The following is a 21,576-nucleotide window of genomic DNA, read 5'->3' as shown; positions in this document are numbered from 1 at the left end:
CACATGGCCGAGAGCAAGCACGTAACGTACGAGGACGCCGGCGTCGATACCGCCGAGGGCGGCCGCGCGGTCGACGCGATCAAGCAGATGGTCAAGGAGACCAACCGCCCCGAGGTCATCGGCGGCATCGGTGGCTTCGGTGGCCTGTTCTCCGCCGCCGCGCTCAAGGACATGGAGGACCCGATCCTCATCTCCGGAACTGACGGCGTGGGCACCAAGCTCGTGCTCGCCCAGATCCTCGACCGCCACGAGACGGTCGGCCAGGATCTCGTTGCCATGTGCGTGAACGACATCCTCGCCTCCGGCGCCGAGCCGCTGTTCTTCCTCGATTACGTCGCCATCGGCCATATCGAGGCCGAGCACATGGCCAAGATCGTCAAGGGCGTGGCCGACGGCTGCAAGCTCGCGGGTTGCGCGCTCGTGGGCGGCGAGATGGCCGAGCATCCCGGCGTCATGCGTCCGGACGACTACGATCTGGCCGGCTTCACCGTGGGTGTTGTCGATCGCCCCAAGATGATCGACCCCGCCAACGTGCGTGAAGGCGATGTCATCATCGGCCTGCCTTCCACCGGCGTGCACTCCAACGGCTACTCGCTGGTCCGCAAGGTCATCGGTGTCGACGGCATCGTTCCCGGTACCCCCGAGGCCGAGGCTAAGAAGGCCGAGCTCGAGTCCATCGAGCTCGCCCCCGGTCTGTCCCTGGCCGACGGCCTGCTTGCCCCGACCCGCATCTATGTGAAGCCCATCCTCGAGCTGCTCCGCGGCGAGGCCGGCAAACACGTTCACGCCATTGCCCACATCACCGGCGGCGGCATCACCGAGAACCTCAACCGCGCCCTGCCCGCCAACGTCGACGCGCTCGTGGAGCGCGACGGCTCCAAGATGGGTTGGGATATTCCCGCCGTCATTACCTATGTGTCCGAGAACGCCGAGCTCACGCCCAACGAGGCCTGCAAGACCTTCAACATGGGCGTCGGCCTGATGCTGATCGTTTCCGCCGAGGACGAGTCCGCCGTGACCGAGGCTCTCGTCGCCATGGGTGAGAAGCCGTTCCGCGTGGGCACCTGCATCGCGGGCTCCGGCGAGGTGAAGTACACCGATGAGCAGTAAGGACGAACAGTCCCTGGACGCCGCCGTGGCAGAGGTCGCGGCGGCTGCCCGCGTTTCTGGCATGCCCGATATCAACGAGCTGCAGGATATCCGCGCAGCCCTTGCTCGCGAGGATCGCGCGCCGCTGCCCATCGGCGTGTTGCTCTCTGGTTCCGGCACCAACCTGCAGGCGCTGATCGACGCCATCGACGCCGGTGTGCTCAATGCCGAGATCAAGCTCGTTGTGGGCAGCCGCCCCTCTGCCTTTGGTCTTAAGCGCGCCGAGGCAGCGGGCATCCAGACGCTCACGCTGTCCAAGGAGATCTACGCCGATCCGATTCAGGCAGACGAGGTCATTGCCCATGAGCTGCTTGCGACAGGCTGCGAGTACGTGGTTATGGCCGGTTACATGCGCATGGTTCACGCCCCGCTGCTCGCCACGTTCCCCAACCGCGTGATCAACATCCATCCCGCGCTCCTGCCCAGTTTCCAGGGTGCGCACGGTATCCAGGATGCGTTCGACCGCGGCGTGAAGGTGACCGGCGTGACCGTGCACATCGCCAACGCCGTGTACGACATGGGTCCGATCATCGCCCAGCGCGCCCTCGTGGTCGAGGAGGATTGGGATGTGGACACGCTTGAGGAGCATATCCACGCCATCGAGCACGTGTTGTATCCGGAGGTCGTGCAGATGCTGGCCGACGGGCGCGTGCATGTGAGGGAGAACCTCACGGTCGAGGTCCGGTCACTCGCGTAGCGGGCCGAGCGCGATGCGTTTCGCATTGCGCCTTGCAGCTCGTTTCGCTGCGCTTCATACATATCGCGCCATGGGGTGCGGCGGCTTTTGAGGCTCGCCGCACCCTTTTTTCATTCCGTTCGCCGACGAACCCGCGCCGTTCGGCGGGGAGTTAAGCCAAGGGGAAAGGTGGGAAAATGAAAAAATGCGAGCCTAACATACTGAAATAATAGGTATTAAATATAGGGCAATTGTCTTGTCTGATGCATAAACGTACAGGTGTACCACTTGTTAACAAAACTGGTCTTTTCGGTAAAATACCAGATATACATGCATAAAAATATTGAAATATAGAATATAGCTGTATGAAATGAGCTCAGCATCCCAACCAGCACACGTTTACAGTAGGCAAATCCATGCTCGGGGGCTCCAGCTTCCAAGGGGCCGAGCGGGGGTTTTGTCGAATGGAAGGGGATGTATATGAAGATGCAGCGCTGGAAGAGGGTGACCGCTCGGTGCCTATTGCTGCTGTGCGCCGCTGCGATTGCCCTGCCTGCCCAGGCGGCGCACGCCGACGAGGTCAATTTGGCCCTCAATAAATCGGTTGAGGTGACAAGAGAGCACGAAGGGAGCGCTAAAAGGCTGGTCGATGGTGACAAGACGAAGGCCGGTCGTTGGATGACCGAGGCCCCCGCGACCGACGCCCATTCCGCAATCGTGGACCTACAGAAGGTCGAGAAGGTCAATTTTTTCGAGATCACTTGGGAAGATGAGACCAACTGCGGCGCCGATTTCAAGCTGTATGCGAGCAAGGACAAGAAGAGCTGGGGCGCACCGATCAAGGAGTGGAAGGGCAGCAAAGGGGCCGTCACTCGCCTCAAGCTTGATGCTCCCGTCGATGCCCAGTTCATCAAGCTCGAGATTACGCGTATGAACGGCGCGTATGGCGTGTCCGTGGCCGAGCTCGAGGTTTGGAATATCGCGGGAGAGGCTCCGAACCCTGCGCCTGAGCAGCAGACTCCCGAGACCAACATCGCGCGCAAGGCCAAAGTCGCCACTTCTAGCAACGAGGACGGAAACCTTACGGGCGAGAAGGCGATCGATGGGGATACTTCTGCCCGCGAATCTCGGTGGGCGACCAAGACTGGAGCCCGCCCGGCTTGGATCCAGCTCGATTTCGGTTCTACGCGTGATGTGAAGACCTTCCGTGTGTATTGGGAGACTCGTAAGCCCAAGAGCGTGAAGTTCCAATATGCGGACGGAGAATCCGCTCCAGCCAAGGACAGCGAGTGGACCACGGCCAAGGAGACGGGGCGCCCTTCGAAGAAGACGCAGACCGTTTCTCTGGAGAAGGCCGTGAAGGCACGTTATGTCCGCGTGCTCGTTGAGGATTGGGACGCGCTCGATCCGGACGGGGGAGTCGAGTGGGATAACATCTCGATGCACGAGCTCGAGGTGTATGGAGGCGACCTGGAGAAGACGCTTGATGACTGGCTTTCCGAGGTCACTGTCGATCCCGTGACGCCCGAGACCAAGATGCTCTCCTACGATCTGCCCGCGGTTCCCGAGGGCTATGAGATCAAGTACAACGGTACGGACTACGAGCAGGTCATCGATGCCGACGGCACGATTTACCGCCCGATCTGCGATGTCACGGTCAAGGCGTCCTTCAAGATTTCCAGCAAGACGGATCCTTCCGACTATGCTTTCAAGGAGTTTGACGTCAAGGTCCCGGGTAGCATGACGGCCACTGGTGCCAACGCGGCCCCCGTTGTCCTGCCCGAGTTCCGCGAGTGGGTCGGCGGCAGCGGCAGCTTTGCCGCCTCCACGGCGGAGCGTGTTGTGTACGGAGATGCCTCGCTCAAGGCCATGGCGGAGGACTTCGCCAACGACTACCAGGCCCTGACCGGCGTGAGGCTTCAGGTTGCCACGGGCACCTCTGCCCAGAAGGGCGACATCTTCTTTACCCTCGGCGCCGATAAGGCCAAGGGGCTCAAGGATGAGGGATACCTGCTCGACGTAACCGCGGATCGGATGACCGTGACGGCCGAGGCCGTTGCCGGTGCCAACTGGGGCGGCAAGACGATCCTGCAGGGCATGAAGTCCGGTTCCGGCTCCTTCCCGCTCGGCACGGCCCGCGACTACCCGCTCTACAGGGTGCGCGGCATCATCCTGGACGTGGGACGCAAGACCTTCACCCTCGACTGGCTGAAGCAGATGACCAAGCAGATGTCGTTCTACAAGATGAACGACTTCCAGATTCACCTGAACGACAACCTCATTCCGCTTGAGCACTACAAGAACGAGGATGTTTTCCAGGCCTACTCGGCGTTCCGTCTCGAGTCCGACGTCAAGAAGGGTGGCAACAACGGCAAGAACCAGGCCGATCTGACCGCGAAGGACGTTTGGTACAGCAAGAAGGACTTCAAGGCCTATATCGAGGAGTCCAAGGCTCTCGGCGTGAACATCATCCCCGAGATCGATACCCCCGCCCACTCCCTGGCTCTCACCAAGGTCCGTCCGGACCTGCGCCATGGTACGAGCGGTCGTCAGAACGATCACCTGGATATCGCCAAGCAGTACGACGAGTGCTTCAAGTTCGTGAGCGGCATCTTTGATGAGTACGTCAAGGGCGGCGACGCAGCCGTGTTTGCTGGCGCGGACACGATTCACGTGGGCGCCGACGAGTACACCGCGGATGGAAACGCGTACCGCAAATTTGTGAACGACATGTTCAAGTACAGCGAGGACAACGGCAAGAAGGCCCGCGTGTGGGGTTCGTTGAGCACCATCAAGGGCGATGTCGAGGTCAAGGGCGTGTCCGAGGACGGCAAGCATCGTCGCGAGATGAACCTGTGGAACCCTGGTTGGGCCGATCTCAAGAAGATGTACGAGCTCGGCTTCGACCTGATCGACTGCCAGGACGGCGTTTTCTACATCGTGCCGAACGCCGGCTACTACTACGACTACCTTGGCGATGCGGCCTATACCGATCAGCTGAACTCCATCAGCGGCGTGGCTATTCCGGCGGGCGATCCGCAGATGGTCGGCGGCGCCTATGCCGTGTGGAACGACATGTGCGACTATCTGGAGAACGGTGTTTCCGAGTACGACATCTACGACCGCATCGACCATTCGCTCGGCCTCTTTGCTGCCAACTCCTGGGGCAAGGGCAAGCTTGACACGGCTGGCGCCAAGGCTGTTGTCTCCAAGCTGGGCGACTCCCCGAATGTCGACTTTGGGTACGAGGTTTCCGCCGATAAGAACGGTGTTGTCGCCCATTGGGCGATGGACTCTCTGAAGGATTCCTCCGAGCTCGGCCGCGACCTCGTGGCGGGCAAGAACGCCGCTATCGAGGACGTCGATGGCAAAAAGGCCCTCAAGCTTAACGGCGGCGAGTCTTTCGCGTCTGTCAAGGACGACGCTCTCACGACCGTTGGCCTGGGCAACGACCTTCGCGTGAAGGTGAAGCGCACCAGCGCCTCCGTGGATCCGCAGGTCCTGTTCGAATCCGATTACGGTTCGATCATGGCCGTTCAGGAGGGCACCGGTAAGGTTGGCTTTACCCGCGAGAACCGCGCCTATTCCTTCAACTACACCCTGCCCGTGAACGAGTGGGTCGAGCTCGAGATCAAGAATAAGTTCGAGCAGGCTTCGCTGTACGTGAACGGCACGCTCGTCGACACGCTTGGCGATGACGAAACCGTCGAGGGCAAGCCGCTCAAGGCCACCCTCATGCTCCCCGTTCAGCGCATCGGATCGACCGCCCGCGCGTTCGAGGGCTACGTGGACGATGTCCGTCTGGGCGGCCAACTGCCCGAGGGAACGGAATTCAGCAAGACTATGGATCTCGAGTACGCGATCCTCAACGCCGAGGCCATCCTCGCCGAGCAGGGAAATGGCACTCGCTCCATGGACGCAGCTAACCTGCGCGCGCTGATTTCCCAGGCCCGCGAGCTTCTTAAGCAGTACAACCCGGCGCAGGCCGAGGTCGATACCCTGCTGGCCAAGATCAACGGGGAGATCGAGCAGGTCGATTATGCGAAGGCCGACTACTGCCGCATCGACGCATATGCGCAGCTTCTCGACTCCAAGGAGCTCGAGGACATGTTCACCGAGCAGTCCGTCGCTGAGCTGAAGGCCGCTTGGACGTGGGTCCGCCGCGACCTGCCGGCTTCGATGCAGGGGGTTGTCGATGGACACGAGCAGGCTATTGTAAACGCGCTGAACGGCCTTGAGCTCAAGGCCGCCGGCGACCTGAGCCTGATCGACCGCACGACCCTCAAGGCCGAGGCCAACAGCGAGCAGGGCGGCGAGGAGGCCGCGAAGGCCATCGACGGTGATGTGAACACGAAGTGGCATTCGAAGTGGGGCAACGAGAACGCCAAGCTCCCCTATACGTTTGATCTGAAGGCCAAGAACGGTGAGCCTATGGCCGTCAATGGCCTGGTGTACACGCCGCGTCCCGATGGCGGCAACGGCGTTGTGACCGGCTACAAGGTTGAGGTGTCTAAGGACGGCACGTCTTTCGAGAAGGTCGCCGAGGGCAAGCTCGCCGATAACGCCGAGGTGAAGACGATTTCCTTCGACCGTGTTGAGGCGAAGATCGTGCGCCTGGTGATCACCGCGGCCAAGGGCAACTTTGGCAGCGCTGCCGAGATCGGGCTTTCCGATGCGGACGCCAAGGGCGATTTCGAGGGTCTGCAGGCCATGGTCGCCTCTGCGAAGCAGATCAAGAAGGATGGCCCCTGCAAGCACGATACCTTCTCCGATTCAACGTGGAAGGACCTGACGAAGGCGATTGCAGCCGCCGAGGATGCCATCACCGCGGCAGACGGGGATGTGAACACCGTCCACGGCCTCGAGGCAGAGGTTGCTCGTAGCGTGGCCGCGCTTCGCCTTGACGAGGAGGCCGCTCCCAACCCGGGTCCCAATCCCGGCGAGGACAACAAGCCCGGGCAGCCCGAACAGCCCGGGAACCCCGAGCAGCCCGGGAACCCCGAGCAGCCTGGAAAGCCCGGTGAGTCCGAGCGCCCCGGTGCGACGGTTAAGCCCAACGGCGGTCTGCCCCAGACGGGAGACAACACCATGGTGGCCGTCGTCGGCGTCGGCCTGGTTGCCGCAATCGCGGTTATCGCGGGCATCGTGCTGCGCCGCCGCTCCGGCAAGTAGCATCGTCTAGTGAGAGGTCGCCCGCGTGCCCTTGGGGTGCGCGGGCGCTTCTTGTCGAGGCAATCGATGACGGGCGCCGGGGCCATGGTTCGTTCGTGGCTCGGCGTCCTCGCGCGAAACATACGTGTGCGAACGGCACTCATATGCCAAAAACCGACTCGGCGAAGAGACGCCTGGCGATGCGGTGTGAGACAATACAACGATATGCGTGTACAAGAGCCGCACTGCGCGGCCCGTCACAAGTGAAGGAAGGCCCTCGTTATGGCAGTGAATAAGAAGAGCGCCAAGATCAAGCGCGCGCCCGAGCCCGAGGCGGCTCCCACAAAGCGCCAGGTGAAGGAGGCACGTAAGGAGAAGCTCTCCAAAACCGCCAAGATCGTGCTCGTGGCCATCGGCATCCTCGCCATGCTCCTGTCTGTGACCGCCATGGCGTGCTCTGGCGTGCTCAACGAGGTCAACAAGGAAGAGCCCTATGAGCTCACCGGCGGTGTGGCCGCCACGGTGAACGGCGTCAACATCAAGGAGGACACCGTCACCAACCAGATCATGAGCCTGCGCACGGGTTCCTACGACAAGGACGCCGATTGGGCCGCCTACCTCGCGAGCCAGGGCCTTACGCCCGAGTCCTACCGTGAGAACGTCATCGACGGCATCGCCCGCCAGTACCTGCTGGTCGAGGCCGAGAAGGAGTACGGGATCACCGTCTCCCAGGAGGACCTCGACAAAGCCTGGAAGGACGCCGTGAAGAACTACGGCGGCGACGAGAAGGCATTCGTCGAGATGATCGAGCAGGTTGGTTTTACCAAGGATACGTACCTGGAGAACATCAAGAGCTCCTTGGCCCAGCAGAAGCTCAAGGACGAGGTCGCGCCCGCCGAGAAGCCCTCGGATGAGGAGATCATTACCTATCTCAACGAGAACCTCTCCACCTACAACGGCGCCCGCCGCTCCTCGCACATCCTGTTCAAGGTCGCCGAGGACGCCACCGATGAGCAGCGCGCAAAGGTTGAGGCTGAGGCCCAGAAGGTGCTCGACCAGATCAACGCTGGTGAGATCGAGTTCGCCAAGGCCGCAAAGAAGTACTCCGAGGATTCTTCCGCCGACAAGGGTGGCGATGTGGGCTGGGACAAGCTCACCACGTTTGTGCCCGAGTACCAGGACGCCCTTTCCAAGCTCGGCGTCGACCAGGTCAGCGGGCTGGTGAAGACCACCTACGGCTACCACATCATCAAGTGCACGGAGCTGTTCGAGGTTCAGGCCGTGACCTCTCTCGACGAGGTGCCTGAGGGTATTCGCACGTATGTTTCCGACATGCTCGAGTCTCAGGCGGTGGCCACGGCCTATGGCGAGTGGCTGACCGACTACACCGAGAAGGCCGAGATCAAGATCAACCCCATGCCCGAGAACGTGCCCTACAACGTGGACATGAAGAAGGCATCTGAGAAGAAGGACGACTCCGCCAAGTAGGCGGATGTGAGGAGGCATCCCATGACGTACGAAGAGCTGCATGCCGAGATGGTCGCCGCCATGAAGGCAAAGGACAAGGTCCGCCTGGGCGTTGCACGCCTGGTGCTGGGTGAGCTGAAGAACGCCGCCTCTCGCGGCGGCGCGCACGAGATCACCGAGGAAGAGGTGACCGCCCAGATCAAGCGCACGCTCAAGCAGACCAACGAGACGCTCGAGATGTCCGAGAAGGCCGGCAACAATGCCGAGCGCACCGAGAGCCTGCGCGAGCAGGTGGCGGTGCTCGAGAGCCTGCTTCCGCAGCAGGTTTCCGGCGATGAGCTCGTGGCACTGGTCGAGAAGACGATCGCCGAGCTGGGTGCCACGTCCAAGAAGGACATGGGCCGCGTGATGGGCGCTCTCACTGCCGCGACGAACGGCAACTTCGACAAGCCCGCCGCCGCCAAGGAGGTTGGCTCGCGCCTGTCTTAACCCGATTGGACCCAATTGGGATGTGCAATTGGGGACGGGTGCAAATTACACATAGCAGTGCGGGTTGCGCACGGCGTTGTCCGGAGGGCGGCAAGACGAGTATCTTGCCGCCCTCTCTCATTGAGGCAAAATTATCTTGCACTGTGTATAAGTGTGTATATACTGTACTTATCGAGTATACACAGTATGCTCGGTCTGGTCGCACCATGACGTCTGGGGCGACCTTGGCGCCGCGGGGACGCCCAAGGCGCAGACGGGAAAGGGACAGTGATTCGTGGAAATCATTATTTCGAATTCGAGCAACCAGCCCATTTACGAGCAGATTGTCCGACAGGTCAAGGGTCAGATCATGGCTGGTGACCTGACGGCGGGTGAGCAGCTTCCCTCGATTCGCGCGCTTGCCAACAGCCTGCGTGTGAGCGCCATCACCACCAAGCGCGCCTACGCGGACTTGGAGGCGCAAGGCTTCATCGAGACGGTGCAGGGCAAGGGAAGTTTTGTCGCCGGCGGCAACGCCGAGATCCTGCGCGAGGAACGCCTGCGCGAGATCGAGGAGCGCCTGCTCCAGGCCATCGAAGCTGGTAGGGCGCTCGATTTGGGCGATGAGGAGCTCATCGAGATGATGAGGACCCTTTTGGAGAGTGACGACTAGCTATGACTTCATCACGAGTGGGCGCGCCTCTTATCGACGTTCGCAATATCACCAAGCATTACGACGGCTTCACACTACAGGGTGTATCCCTCACGGTGGAACCGGGGCAAATCGTGGGCTTTATCGGGCAGAATGGCGCGGGTAAATCAACGACCATCAAGGCCCTGCTTGGCATCATCGGTATCGATGCGGGCGATGCCCGAATCTTGGGTGTCGATGCGCACGGGCTGTCCGGTGCCGACGCCGCGGTGAAGGAGCGCGTCGGCGTGGTGTTCGACACCGTTTCGATGCCGCCGCATATCAAGATCGCCGAGGTCGGCAAGCTTATGGACCGCGCGTATCAGACCTGGGACGCGCGCGTGTTCGAAGAGTATCTTCATCGGTTCAAGCTCGATTCGAAGAAGGCGATTAAAGAGCTTTCTCGCGGTATGGGCATGAAGTTGAGCCTGGCCTGCGCCCTGGCGCACAACCCGCAGGTGCTCATCTTGGACGAGGCGACCGCCGGGCTCGACCCCATGGCACGCGATGGGGTGCTCGACATGCTGCGCGAGTTTGTGGCGGTGGAGGATGCCGCGGGAAACCCGCAGCATGCGATTCTGATGAGCAGCCATATCACGAGCGACCTCGACAAGATCGCCGATACGGTGGTGTGTATCGATGACGGGCGCATCGTGTTTGCCTGCGACAAGGACGAAATCTGCGACCTCATGGGGGTGGCGCGGTGCCGTGCGGCGGAGGTCGAGCAGGTGCTGGCGAGCGCGCAGGCACCTATGGAGGTGCGCGTTTTGCATCACGACTATGGCGTAGACCTGCTCGTTCCCGATCGTTTTGAGTTCATGCGCGCGTTCCCGCAGATCCCATGTGACCGCGTGTCGATTGACGACTACATGGCGCTCGTCCTCAAGGGCACGGTCCTGCATCCGCGTGACGGCGCCCAGGAAGGCGGTGATGCGCGATGATGCGCATGCTCAAGATGGAGTTCACGGTGTTTGGGCAATACCTCAGGCAGCTGGCGTTCAGCATCTTGTTCATGGCGGTGTGTTTCACGGTAGGCGTGGGCAGCACTTCCATGTTGCCGGGCATCATTTTCATGATGGGGATGTTCAGCCTGTCAAATAGCGCGAGTCATTACGACGAGCAAAACGCTTGGGCTGCGTTTAGGTTGACCATGCCTGTGTCGCGCAGAGATGTGGTGTTGGGTCGCTATCTGTTCGTGCTGGCGGGCACGCTGATCGCGTCGCTGCTCGTTGCCGTAGCGGCGTGCCTGCTGTCCTGGATGGGCGGGGCTTCGCTACTTCCCGAGGTGGTCGCCAACGTGGTGCGCCTCGATGCGGATATGATTCAGGCGGGGGTGTTCGCCCTTGCGTTCTGCAGTGCCATGGGGTTTGTGATCGCATCGGTATCCATGCCGGTGTTCTTCAAATTCGGCCAGACCAAGGCGACGCAGTGGCTGCCCTTCATCATGATGTTCTTGGGAGTCGCGCCGTTAATGGTGGGCGGCTTTATGGGCGAGGAGGCCATTATGGCCATGCAACAGGCGCTTTCATTCGCGGAAACGCCTGAGGGCCTGACGTCGTTTGCCATGGGCGCTTTGATCTTCGGTGTGGTGTGCTATATCGTGAGCGCGCTGGTCTCTCTGCGGGTGTATAAGGCGCGCGACCTGTAAGGGTGCGCAAATGCCAAACAGTCTCAATTCGGGGACTGCCCCAACGCCAAACGTTCAATTCGGGGATCATCTTCATCCAGGGACCATCTTCAATTTGAGAGAGCGGGGCGGGTGCAATGGTATTGAACTGCGCCCCGAAACTTGGACGCGATAAATCATAACCGCTAAGCGGCCCCCCGAAGGGCCTGCTCCCGGAACTCCACCGGGGTCAGGCCCTTCAGCTTGACCTGGCGCCTCACGTTGTTCCAGTGGTGGATGTAGTCCTCCAGGTCCGCCTTGAACTCCTCGAACGTGTCCCAGTCGCGCCCGCGGAGGAACTCGTCCTTCAGGTGGCCGAACATCCCCTCCGTGCATGCGTTGTCCAGGCAGTTTCCCTTCCTGGACATGCTCTGGACGATGCCGAGGCCGCGCAGCGCGCCCACGAAGTCGGCGTGCTGGTACTGCCAGCCCATGTCCATCTGCATGACGGGCTCCGCGCCCTCCGGCATGGCCTCCGCGAGCCCGTCGAGCATCTCCCTCTGCTGCGCGAGGTCCGGGCTCCGCGAGATCGACCACGCCACGATCTCCCTGCTCCCGAAGTCGTAGACGGGCGCGAGGTAGGCCCTGCCGAAAGAGAGCCTGAACTCGGTGACGTCGGTGCCCATCTTCCGCCACGGGCCGTCCGCCGCGAAGTCGCGGCCGAGAACGTTCTCGAAGGTCTCGCCGACGACGCCCCTGTAGGAGTTGTACCTGTGGTAGTCGGTCTCGCGGCGGATCCCGCACCTGAGCCCCATCTCGCGCATCATCTTGAGCACCGTCTTGTCCGCCACGCGCTCGCCGTCGACGGCCCTCAGCTCCATGGCTATCTGCCTGTGGCCGACCCCGTTGGGGAGCCTGCCGAAGATCTCGGCGACCCTGGGGCGCAGTTCAGGCCTGGTGGGCCCCTTGGGGTGCGACAGCGCGTAGTAGTAGGTCGACCTGGGCAGCGACGCCGCCGCCAGCAGGTCGGCCAGGGGGAAGCGCCCCGAAAGCGCGGCTACGGCCGCCGCCCGGTCCCGAGCGGCAAGCCGAGCTCCGCCTTCAGGGCTATCGATTTTTTTAGGTACGCCACCTGGGCCTCGAGCCTGCGGACCTCGCGCTCGAGCTCCTCCTCGCGCGTCGGGGGCGCGGCCTTCGCGCCCGAGCCCCTCGGCCGGCCCTTGGGCTTCGGCCTCAGCGCGTCGGCGCCGCCCTCGCGGTACAGGCGGCACCAGCTCTTGAGTGGCGAGATGCTCGCGACCCCGAAGCGCCCCATCGCCTCGGGCATCGACATCCCGCCGTCGATGACGGCGCTCGCCGCGGCGACCTTGGTCTCGTAGTCGTACGTCCTGTGGCTCCCCATGTCCAGCAGCGCATCCCTCCCGACGGCGCGGTACGTGAGGTGCCATTGTCTCACAGCCTTCAGCGGTATCCCCAGCCTCGCGGCGGCGGCCTCGTGCCCGAGCCCGCGTTCGAAGAGCCCGCAGGCCCGCTCCCTCACCGACCTGTCGTAGATCGTCATGGAAAAACCTCCCATCTCGAGGACTTTATTTTCCAGTCCAAGAAATGGGAGGCAGTTCAGTATCCGCCCCTTTGTTTTGGCGATTCGGGCATTTCGAGGCAGAGCGGGATGCCGTAAGCGTTGCGTAAGCAAGTGGCGAACACCGAGCGATACGATGTAGTGTACAAACCGCATGGCAAAATCCAGTGTATGAGAGCTTCGATTCGCAAGGTGGATTGGCGCATATGGTAATTGCAACTGAGCGGCGCGATGCCGCAGTTCATTCCGCCGGCCCCCAGCAGCTTCCGCTTGCTCGCGTGAGAAACGTGCGCGATTTGGGCGGGTATGCGTATAGGGCGGAGGACGGCTCGCAAGGGGAAACAGAATATGGCATCTTTCTTCGCGGCCCGTCTCTTCGCAAATTGACGCCTGGAGACTATGAATATCTGCAGGAGTACGGAGAGGGTCTGAAGTGCGTTGTCGATTTGCGCAGCGATTTTGAGGTTGGTCATTGGCCCGATCCTTATGCCCGCGGTCGAGACGGTGTGACGTACGTGCATGTTCAGATGCTCGACCAGCTCAATTCGGGAAAGTTTCGTGACGCACTGCCGGATCGCATGTCGACGGTGTACAAGGGGCTGCTCGACAATCACGCTTCGAGCATCCGACGCGTGATGGAGTCGATTGACGCCTTTGGGCAGGATGGCTGCACGCTGTTTCATTGTCGGGCGGGCAAAGACCGGACGGGCGTTGTGGCGATGTTGCTGCTGGGACTCGCTGGGGTTTCGGATGGGGACATCGTTGCGGACTATGCGGCTACGCAGCGGTATCTCGGACGGGGGCTGCGTGCTCAGCGCGTGGCTGTTTCTGCGCTTTTGTGCCGTCGCGCTCCTCGTTGCCTGTTCGAGGCGATTCCCGCCGAGATGGAATTGACGCTTGAGCATCTGCACGAGCGCTACGGAACGGTCCGGGAGTATCTGGAGGGTCACGCCGAGGTGCCCGTCGCCGTGCTCGACCGGATTGCGCATCGGCTGAGGTTTGGTTGATCGCTTGGTGGGGGTGCGGCGTGTCGGATAGTTCATGAATGGGACTTTTGGTAATTAGAAATCGAAACCGTGAAGTAGCGGGTGAGAAGTTGGGCGCCCGACCTGCGGGTTTATTTTGTCGTTGGGGTTGTCTACCGGGCAAGGTCGGAAAGTAATTACCAAAAGTCCCTCAAGTGAAAAACGGAGACGGCAATCATATGCAAAACCCCTGCATGTTTTGATCGCATGCAGGGGTTTTGACGTCATGATATTCAGAAGCGGGCCGAGCGCTTGCCTCTTGACCTTTCGCTCGGGTTACTTGATCTGCGTCGTACCGGGCGCGAGGTTCGGGTCGGTCTCGTTCGCGGCGCTCTGGCGAAGCTTGGTGTACACATCCTTGCCGTCGCCAAAGAGCTCGTAGTACTGAATCGTGGCGTACTCGGAGCGCGCCTGCAGTGCCTTTTGCAGCGAAGTCTGGGCATCTCCGCCGCTCTCATCCTCCTTGACGCTGGACAGGTAGATGGTGCCGGTGGCGTCAAGGTAGCCGGTGGTGTTGATGGCGGGCAGCGCGCTGCGCAGGGTGAGCTGGGCCTTCTGGTAGTCGTTGAGCGGAGCTCCGATGATGTTCATCATCTCGGTGCCCAGGTAATTGGTGGAGAGGTTGTCCACATGGCTGTCCTGGTCGTTGCCGGCGACATCGTAGTTCGCCCAGATGAGGTAGTCGGTGGTCCACAGGCGCATGTTGTGCTCGGCCTTATCCTCATTGGTGAACCAGCGGTTGTTGTACTTGTCGGGGAAGAACGGCTGGTGGTCGCCAAAGAACACGAGCACGACGGGGCGATCGAGCTTGCGCAGCTTGCCAACGAAGTCCTTGAGCGCGCGGTCGGATTCCTCAATGAGGGACAGATACTCGTTGACCTCGTTGTTCACCGCACCGTCGATCAGGTAGTTGTTCAGCTTGTCGGGCGGGAGCAGGCCGGTGTCATAGCCGGAGTGGTTCTGCATGGTCACGTCGAAGATGAACTGAGGCGCGGAGTCGGACTCGAGCATCTCGAGGATCTTGTCGTAGGTGGCGGCGTCGGACACCATGCCGCGGAGCTTCTCGGCATCCTGGAAGTCGTTGATTGTCATGAAGCGATCGAAGCCGAAGCCGGAGTAGACGTTCTCGCGGTTCCAGTTAGTGCCATGGTTGGGGTGCATGGCCGTGGTGGTGTAGCCCAGATCCTTGAACTGCTCGGCGAGATTCTTGGTGTCGAGCAGGTCGTAGATCGTGTAGGGATACACGCCCGACCCAAGGTAGGACATTGAGTTGCCAGTGAGGAACTCGAACTCGGTGTTGCAGGTGCCGCCGCCGTACGCGCTCACGTAGAGGGTGCCGCGCGAGAGGGTGTCGGGGAGGTTCTTGAAGAACTGCGGGCCGTTGTAGCCGGCATGCATGTTCTGGTAGATGGAGAGGTCGGAGAACGTCTCGTTCATGATGGCGATAACCGTGGGCTTTTCCTTGGCGAATTGGGCCTCGGCATCGGTGCGCTGCTGGGTCTTGCCGGCAGTCTCGTCGTACTCGCCGGCGAGCTTCTTCTCGAGCTTTTCGGCCTTGGCCATATCGTAGTCTTTGGGCACGGGCGGCTTGATGGTCTGCGCGGAGGAGATGAACGTGGGGATGAAGCCCTGGCGGTAGTAGCTCTCGAGCGGGCGCCAGGTGTACACGGTGATGTTGAGGGTGTTGTAGTAGTCGATGAGCGTGACGTGGGCACCAACGCCAACGAGGCACAGGGCACCGATCAACAGGTTGGTGAGGAAGAGGCGGCGGTTGCGCTTGGCGGGCTCGGGGCGGAAGACGCCGGCGAGCGAGCACAGCAGCATGGAGATGGCCAGGAAGGTCATGCCGTACAGGCCGAACGCGCTGAAGATGTAGGTGAAGCCGCCGCTCACCGCGGCAGCAGTGCCCAGGGCGGAGAGGTCGGCGGGCTGGATGGGCATGGACTTGAACGTGATGACGAAGAACTGCGCCATACCGATGCCCCAGCACAGGAAGGCGACGAACGCCGGGGCGCCACCGCGACGCTGGAACAGGTAGAACAGGCCGACCATGACGGCGGTGATGAGTGCCCACTCAAGCAGAATGCACAGCGGGTAGCACCAGGTGAGGTCATGGTTGGAGGGGGTTTCGAGTCCGAGCATGGCGAACAGTCCGGCGAGCAAGAGCAGCATCACGCAGACCGCGGTGGGGCGGTGCAGCGCGATGCGGAGCTCGTGGACGCGGCCGCGCAGCTTGCGGCCCAGGCGACCGATGCGGGAGAGGTCCTCGTCGCGGGTGATGCGATGTGCGCACGCATCGTACTTGTCGCATGCGCCGCAGTCGGGTCGGAAGGTGCGAGCGGCAAGTTCGTCACCGAAACGCATGTAGGATTCGATGCGCGCCCAGGTGATGTCACGCGCGAAAGAGGCCCAAGCGCAGGCGGTGAGCACAGCGTTCAGGATGATGGGGGAGAGGATGTCGTCGGGCGCCATGCCAAGAAAGCCCAGCGCGACGGCAATGGCCTGCATGATGCAGAACGTGATGCCCCAGCCCATGCCGGAGCGATCACCCGATTCCTTGCGACGGGTGAGCTCCCGACGGCCTAAGTAGGCGGAGGCGATAAGCCCCGCGATGGATACGATGGCAGTGAACATACGACAACCTCTTCTTCGCTCAACGGATGTTGAAGCAGGCGGCGTGCCCAAATCCTGGACAGCGCTTACCCGGCCTTGATAAACATGTGCTACGCGCGGAAGGCGACAAGGGAACATACTACCCACGGATTGTCGAGATTTAGTCGATAAGCTGCAGGTATCCGTTGTTTCCATAGAATGGGCCAAGAAGCGTAACCGATGCTTAAGGACGGCGGTAAATGGGAATGACGGGAAACGCGGTGCTCGACTGCATCGAGCGCAGGAGCTCGACGCGGCAGTTCGACTTGACGGTGGAAATCACGGCCGAACAACGGGAGGCCGTGCTCCATGCTGCGAGTAGGGCCCCAAGCGCCGGGGCGATGATGATGTATTCGATTATCGATATTCGCGAGCAGGCGACGCGAGATCGCCTCGCGGTGCTTTGCGACAATCAGCCGATGATCTCCAAGGCGCCGTGGGCGCTGGTGTTTGTGGTGGACTACTGCAAGTGGATCGACCTGTTTGAGCACGCGGGATGCTTGACCGAGGAATTCGCGACCGAATCTGGCTGCGCTGCCCGCCCGCATCCCGGTCTGGGCGATTTTGGAATCGCGGCGCAGGACGCGGTGATCGCGGCACAGAATGCGGCAATTGCCGCCGAGGCGGTGGGGCTGGGCACCTGCTACATAGGCGACATCATCGAGAACGCCGAGGAGGTGCGTGACCTTCTGGATTTGCCCGAGCACACCGTGCCCTTGAGAATGCTCATCCTTGGGACTCCTAAGAAGGAGCGTCCGGCAACCCCGCATCCGACCGTCAACCTTGTGATGGAGGAGCGCTATCGTCGCGCCGACGCTCCGACAATGGACGCTCAAATCGCCGAGATGGACGCGATGTTCCGCCCTCACGCGACGGAGCCCGGGGCGCGTGTGCGCGACATCTACACGCGCAAGCACACGAGCGACTTCATGGCCGAGATGAGCCGGTCGATGGACTTGTGGCTTCGGAATTGGCTTGGAAAGAGCTGGTAGAAACATCTTAAGCGTGATGCTCGGGGCCCCGCTGGGGCCTCGGTTTTCACGGCGAACGTCTTGGCATGCACAAACAAAAAAGACCCATCCGCGCGGATGGGTCTTTTTGACATTCAGCGAGATTGCGGAGGCGCTCGTTAGCAGCGCTCCTCCACGGCCACGCGCGCGATGCGGTCGACCGGCTTGAACTTGGTGAACAGCGGCACGTACTCGTAGAACACGCTGGAGTTCTCCAGGCCGAACCACTGCACCGGAGAACCGGCGAAGCGGCGGATCGCGTACTTCATCGCGATGGCGTGGCGCTCACGCTGCTCGACGTCGGACTCGGGCGCAAGCGTCTTTCGGATCAGGCAGAAGCGGAAGGAACCGATCACGCCGGGCTTGTCATACACGGAGTAATCGTGCACCTGCGGCGGCAGCTCACCGGACGCGGACAGGTCGGAAACGATCTGGCGTAGGTAGGCGTTCACGCGCTGGTTGACCTTGTAGCCCAGGTAGAGGTGCACGCGGTACACAAAGTCGGTGCCGTAGTTCTCGACGGAGTACTCGAAGGTGTGCGGCTCATCGGTGACCTCGACGTTCAGGAACCAGTAGGCGCGGGCGCGCTTGGGGTGCTTATCGAAGATTGAGTACAGGATGTCACGGTCGAGCATGTCGGTCGACTTGCTGTTGGTGAGGTAGACCAGGTTGTCGCAGAGCGTCTCGTAGTGCGAGTCGTTGCGCAGGCGGTCGAGCTGGTCGATGTACTTGCGCACAGGGAGCATCGTGTACTGGCGGCGCTCGACGCGGCTGCCGTTGTACCAGCTGACCATGACGCCCATGATGAGTGCGGCCATCAGGATGGTGAAGTAGCCGCCATGGAAGAACTTGGTGAGGGAGGACACGAAGAAGAAGCCCTCAAGCGCGACGAAGAAGATGACGAAGGCCCAGGGGAAGACCTTCATCTCGCGCACGCCGTGCAGGTAGAAGAAGAGCAGCACTGAGGTGCAGATCATCGTGATGGTGATGGCCAGGCCGTAGGCGGCCTCCATGTGAGCAGAGCTCTGGAACAGCAGCACGACGATAACGCAGCCGACCCACATGACGTTGTTGACCATGGGGATGTAGAGCTGGCCCTTGGTCTCGGCGGGGTAGAAGATCTGCATGTGGGGCATGAGGTCGAGGCGGCTGGCCTCGGACACGAGCGAGAACGCGCCGGTCACGAGTGCCTGGCTCGCGATGATCGCGGCGCAGGTGGAGAGGACGACGCCGAACGGGCGGACCATCTCGGGCAGCATCTGGAAGAACGGGTTGAGGTCCTCGATGAGGGCGAGCTCGGGGTTGCCGGCGTTGGCGAGCAGCCAAGCGCCCTGGCCGAGGTAGGACAGGATGAGGCAGATCTTGACGAAGGGCCAAGTGGCGTAGATGTTGCCGCGGCCGACGTGGCCCATGTCGGAGTAGAGGGCCTCGGCACCGGTGGTGGCGAGGAAGCAGCTACCCAAGATCATGATGCCGGCATGGTTGTTGGGAGACAGCAGGAAGCTGATGCCGCGCAGCGGGTTGAACGCGAGCAAGACAACAGGGTTGCCGAGCACGTAGATGAGACCCGCGCCGCCGAGGAACAGGAACCAAAACGTCATGACCGGGCCGAAGGCATGGCCGATCTTGGAAGTGCCCACGCGCTGCACCGCGAACAGCAGGCACACGATGATGAGCGTGATGACCACGACGTTCATCTGGTTGTCGCCCATAATGTCGTGCACGGCGGGGATGGTGCGCAGGCCCTCGATGGCCGTGGTGATGGTCACCGCAGGGGTGAGGATGCCGTCGGCCAGAAGCGCGGCGCCGCCGAGCATGGCGGGCACGATCAGCCATTTGCCGTATTTGCGCACGATGCTGTAGAGCGCGAAGATGCCGCCCTCGCCGTGGTTGTCGGCCTTGAGGGAGACGAGCACGTACTTGACGGTGGTCAGCAGCGTGACCGTCCAGATGACGAGCGAGAGCGCGCCGAGGATGAACTCCTCGGTCACGGTCATGATGCCGCCCTGGCCCGCAAGCAGCGCCTTGGTGACGTACATGGGCGACGTGCCGATGTCGCCGTACACGACGCCCAGGGTGACGAGCATCGCGCCGATGCTTACCGGGATCGCGGCAGAACCGTGCCCGTGCTCGGATGATTCAGTTGAGTGTGCCATTGCGGTATTGCTCCTTGGCGAAGATGACCCGGCGCCGGCCTTCCCCCAGCGCGCCGAGAGGCATATGCATGCCATCTAACGTTCCAGCCATTATAGGCTGTACGCAGGGCGTAGGCTATATGCCTCTACCTGCGGAAACGCTTTGTGTCGGCAGGTTTTCGCGCGGAAGCCTCGCGCAACTCGCGCGTGCGCTCGCGAATTGCATCCTCGCTCATGCCGATCCGGCGCATGGCTTCTTCGGACGTGTAGCGCTTGACCAGGTAGCAATGGTGGATCTTCTTATTGCGGGCAAAGTCCTCGGGGATGGTCTCGTCCGTGATGTCGGTGAGGACCACGCCGGCGCGCGCCAACTCTTCAATATCGGGGCGGAACGTGCGCAGGTTGCACGAGAAGATCGCCTCGCCCTCGCGGGAGAGCAGGCGCGACAAGCCGACGAGCAGCTCGACGTGGTCGCGCTGGACGTCCCAGGTGCGGCGGCCCATCTTGCTGGAGTTGGAGAAGGTGGGCGGATCGCAGAAGATCAGGTCCCAGCGGTTGCGGGTCTGCCTCATATCGCGGATCCAGCTCATGACGTCGGCGCGCACGTAGTGATGGTCGGGGCCGACAAAGCCGTTTTGCTCCATGTTGCGCTCGGCCCAGTCCAGGTAGGTGTTGGAGAGGTCGACGGTGACGGTTTCCTCCACGCCTGCATCGGCCGCATAGCAGGTCGCGGTGCCGGTGTAGGCGAACAGGTTGAGGAAGAAGCGCTTGCCGCGGGCGTGCTCGCGCACGAGGCCGCGGGTGATGCGGTGGTCCAGGAAGATGCCCGTATCCAGGTAATCGTTGAAGTTGACGGCGAAGGTGAGGCCGCCCTCCTCGATGAGGGGGAGCCTGCGGGTGCGGATGTCGGATGGGGTGCCCGAGCTCGCGCCCTGGCTGGGGCGGTTGGATGCCGAGCCGCCGCGGGTGCCGCGGGGCTTGCCGCCCTTGCCGGGGTTGGGGCCGCCGGCCTGCTTGCCGTACTGAGAGCCGCCGCGCGAGCGGATGCGCGCCTTGGCAAAGACGTTGTCGGGGTCGACCTGCAGGATGCGCGGAGCGAGTGTGAGGATGTCGAGCAGGCGCGCCTCGGCCAGGGCGGGATCGACCTCGCGCGGTGCGGCGTATTCGGCGATGACGAGCCAGCGCCCGGGCGTTGTGGCGCTGCCCTCGTACAGGTCGATGGCCGCGGAGTAGTCGGGCAGGTCCGCGTCGTAGACGCGGTAGCAAGTCACGCCTTCGCGCTGAGCCCACTTGCGGCGCAGCTTTGCGACCTTGCGCAGGCGGCGGGCAAACTGCTCGGACTCGGGGATGAGGACGGCGCAGGGCTTGCCGTCGCCCAGGTCGATGAGGGTGGTGGCGGGGGAGGGGGCGACGCTGGATTCGATGGCGTCTTCCGCGGGCATGGAGTCCTCGGCGGCCACGTTGCCCTCTCCGGCGCTGATTGCGCCGTTTGCCGCCGAAAAGACGGCGAGCTCGGCTTCTTCGTTGTTCGGCATGACGCGCAGGGAGCGCGCGGGCTCGCCGAGTGCACGGATGAGCAGGTCATCGCGGGTGAGGGCCACGGTGGGCATGGTGCTCAGCATGGCGCGGACGGGGTCGGCCCCACAGGCGCCGGCGTGCAGGCTCGTGGCGAGGTCGAGCACGCGGGACATCTTGGAAATGGCGGTCTCGGTGGTGTCGAGGAAGACGAAGCCGCGCGGCTCTCCGCCGCAGCATGCGGACATCATGAGTTTGCGCGAGATCTTGTCGAGGTCGGGTTGGGCAAAGATCACGCGGTCGGCGAGGCCGGCGGCTTTGAGGATGCGGCGCGCGCAGGCGACGGCGTCTCCGGACGGGTCGGTGGCGACGATGCGGGCGACGCGGCCCTTTGCGAGCTCGGCGCGGCGATCGGCCTCGTTGAGGAGTTCGCGCCATGTGGCAGCGTCGTG

Annotated in this window: 15 protein-coding genes; 10 read left to right on the top strand and 5 right to left on the bottom strand. The window is 62.2% G+C overall.

The window, feature by feature from the left end; genetic code table 11:
* Positions 1-3 precede the first annotated feature (3 nt).
* The 8 genes from purM (at position 4) to COLINT_RS05460 (ending at position 11,250) form a co-directional block, all read left to right on the top strand.
* On the top strand, positions 4-1,110 hold the full coding sequence (gene purM / locus COLINT_RS05495; protein ID WP_006723438.1) for a phosphoribosylformylglycinamidine cyclo-ligase: 1,107 nt from the start codon (positions 4-6) through the stop codon (positions 1,108-1,110).
* The gene (purN, locus tag COLINT_RS05490; protein WP_006723437.1) at positions 1,100-1,846 is read left to right on the top strand and encodes a phosphoribosylglycinamide formyltransferase; all 747 of its coding nucleotides are present in this window, start codon (positions 1,100-1,102) and stop codon (positions 1,844-1,846) included. Before purM ends, purN begins: the two co-directional genes overlap by 11 nt.
* A gap of 459 nt (positions 1,847-2,305) precedes the next feature.
* Positions 2,306-6,997 carry a discoidin domain-containing protein gene (locus tag COLINT_RS05485; protein ID WP_233418350.1) on the top strand — a complete coding sequence of 1,564 codons (4,692 nt, stop codon included), beginning with the start codon at positions 2,306-2,308 and terminating at the stop codon, positions 6,995-6,997.
* 261 nt (positions 6,998-7,258) lie between these two features.
* Positions 7,259-8,464: a peptidylprolyl isomerase gene (locus COLINT_RS05480; protein WP_006723433.1), complete on the top strand. Its 1,206-nt coding sequence runs from the start codon at positions 7,259-7,261 to the stop codon at positions 8,462-8,464.
* 21 nt (positions 8,465-8,485) lie between these two features.
* Positions 8,486-8,932, top strand: a complete 447-nt coding sequence (locus COLINT_RS05475; protein WP_006723432.1) for a GatB/YqeY domain-containing protein — start codon at positions 8,486-8,488, stop codon at positions 8,930-8,932.
* A gap of 274 nt (positions 8,933-9,206) precedes the next feature.
* Positions 9,207-9,584, top strand: a complete 378-nt coding sequence (locus COLINT_RS05470) for a GntR family transcriptional regulator (protein WP_006723431.1) — start codon at positions 9,207-9,209, stop codon at positions 9,582-9,584.
* Between the two features lie 2 nt (positions 9,585-9,586).
* A complete protein-coding gene (locus COLINT_RS05465) occupies positions 9,587-10,543 on the top strand; it encodes an ABC transporter ATP-binding protein (protein ID WP_050750543.1) in 957 nt (318 codons plus the stop codon).
* Between the two features lie 5 nt (positions 10,544-10,548).
* Entirely contained in the window at positions 10,549-11,250 is a 702-nt protein-coding gene (locus tag COLINT_RS05460) for an ABC-2 transporter permease (protein WP_169302871.1), read from the top strand.
* 164 nt (positions 11,251-11,414) lie between these two features.
* Here COLINT_RS05460 and COLINT_RS05455 read toward each other — a convergent pair whose 3' ends face one another.
* Positions 11,415-12,242 carry an IS3 family transposase gene (locus COLINT_RS05455; protein WP_084743359.1) on the bottom strand — a complete coding sequence of 276 codons (828 nt, stop codon included), beginning with the start codon at positions 12,240-12,242 and terminating at the stop codon, positions 11,415-11,417.
* 23 nt (positions 12,243-12,265) lie between these two features.
* Complete coding sequence (locus COLINT_RS05450) at positions 12,266-12,769, bottom strand: helix-turn-helix domain-containing protein (protein ID WP_156780335.1); 504 nt, start codon at positions 12,767-12,769, stop codon at positions 12,266-12,268.
* A 224-nt stretch (positions 12,770-12,993) separates the two neighbouring features.
* Between COLINT_RS05450 and COLINT_RS05445 the strand changes: the two genes are divergently transcribed.
* Positions 12,994-13,794, top strand: coding sequence for a tyrosine-protein phosphatase (locus tag COLINT_RS05445; RefSeq protein ID WP_050750542.1), 801 nt, complete (start codon positions 12,994-12,996; stop codon positions 13,792-13,794).
* A gap of 294 nt (positions 13,795-14,088) precedes the next feature.
* On the opposite strand, the gene COLINT_RS05440 is transcribed toward COLINT_RS05445, so the two are convergent.
* Positions 14,089-16,446, bottom strand: coding sequence for an LTA synthase family protein (locus COLINT_RS05440; protein WP_006723424.1), 2,358 nt, complete (start codon positions 16,444-16,446; stop codon positions 14,089-14,091).
* A 218-nt stretch (positions 16,447-16,664) separates the two neighbouring features.
* Here COLINT_RS05440 and COLINT_RS05435 point away from each other — a divergent pair, with 218 nt between their 5' ends.
* On the top strand, positions 16,665-17,456 hold the full coding sequence (locus COLINT_RS05435) for a nitroreductase family protein (RefSeq protein WP_006723423.1): 792 nt from the start codon (positions 16,665-16,667) through the stop codon (positions 17,454-17,456).
* A gap of 137 nt (positions 17,457-17,593) precedes the next feature.
* Here the strand turns inward: COLINT_RS05435 and COLINT_RS05430 are convergent, their stop codons facing one another.
* A complete protein-coding gene (locus COLINT_RS05430; protein ID WP_039910387.1) occupies positions 17,594-19,630 on the bottom strand; it encodes a KUP/HAK/KT family potassium transporter in 2,037 nt (678 codons plus the stop codon).
* A 125-nt stretch (positions 19,631-19,755) separates the two neighbouring features.
* Positions 19,756-21,576 (bottom strand): class I SAM-dependent methyltransferase (locus COLINT_RS05425; RefSeq protein ID WP_006723421.1); only part of this gene is annotated, 1,821 nt, incomplete at its 5' end.

The organism is Collinsella intestinalis DSM 13280 (genome assembly GCF_000156175.1).
Classification (GTDB): domain Bacteria; phylum Actinomycetota; class Coriobacteriia; order Coriobacteriales; family Coriobacteriaceae; genus Collinsella; species Collinsella intestinalis.
Note: the sequence above shows the minus strand (reverse complement) of the source record. Positions and strands in the feature narration are given on the sequence as shown.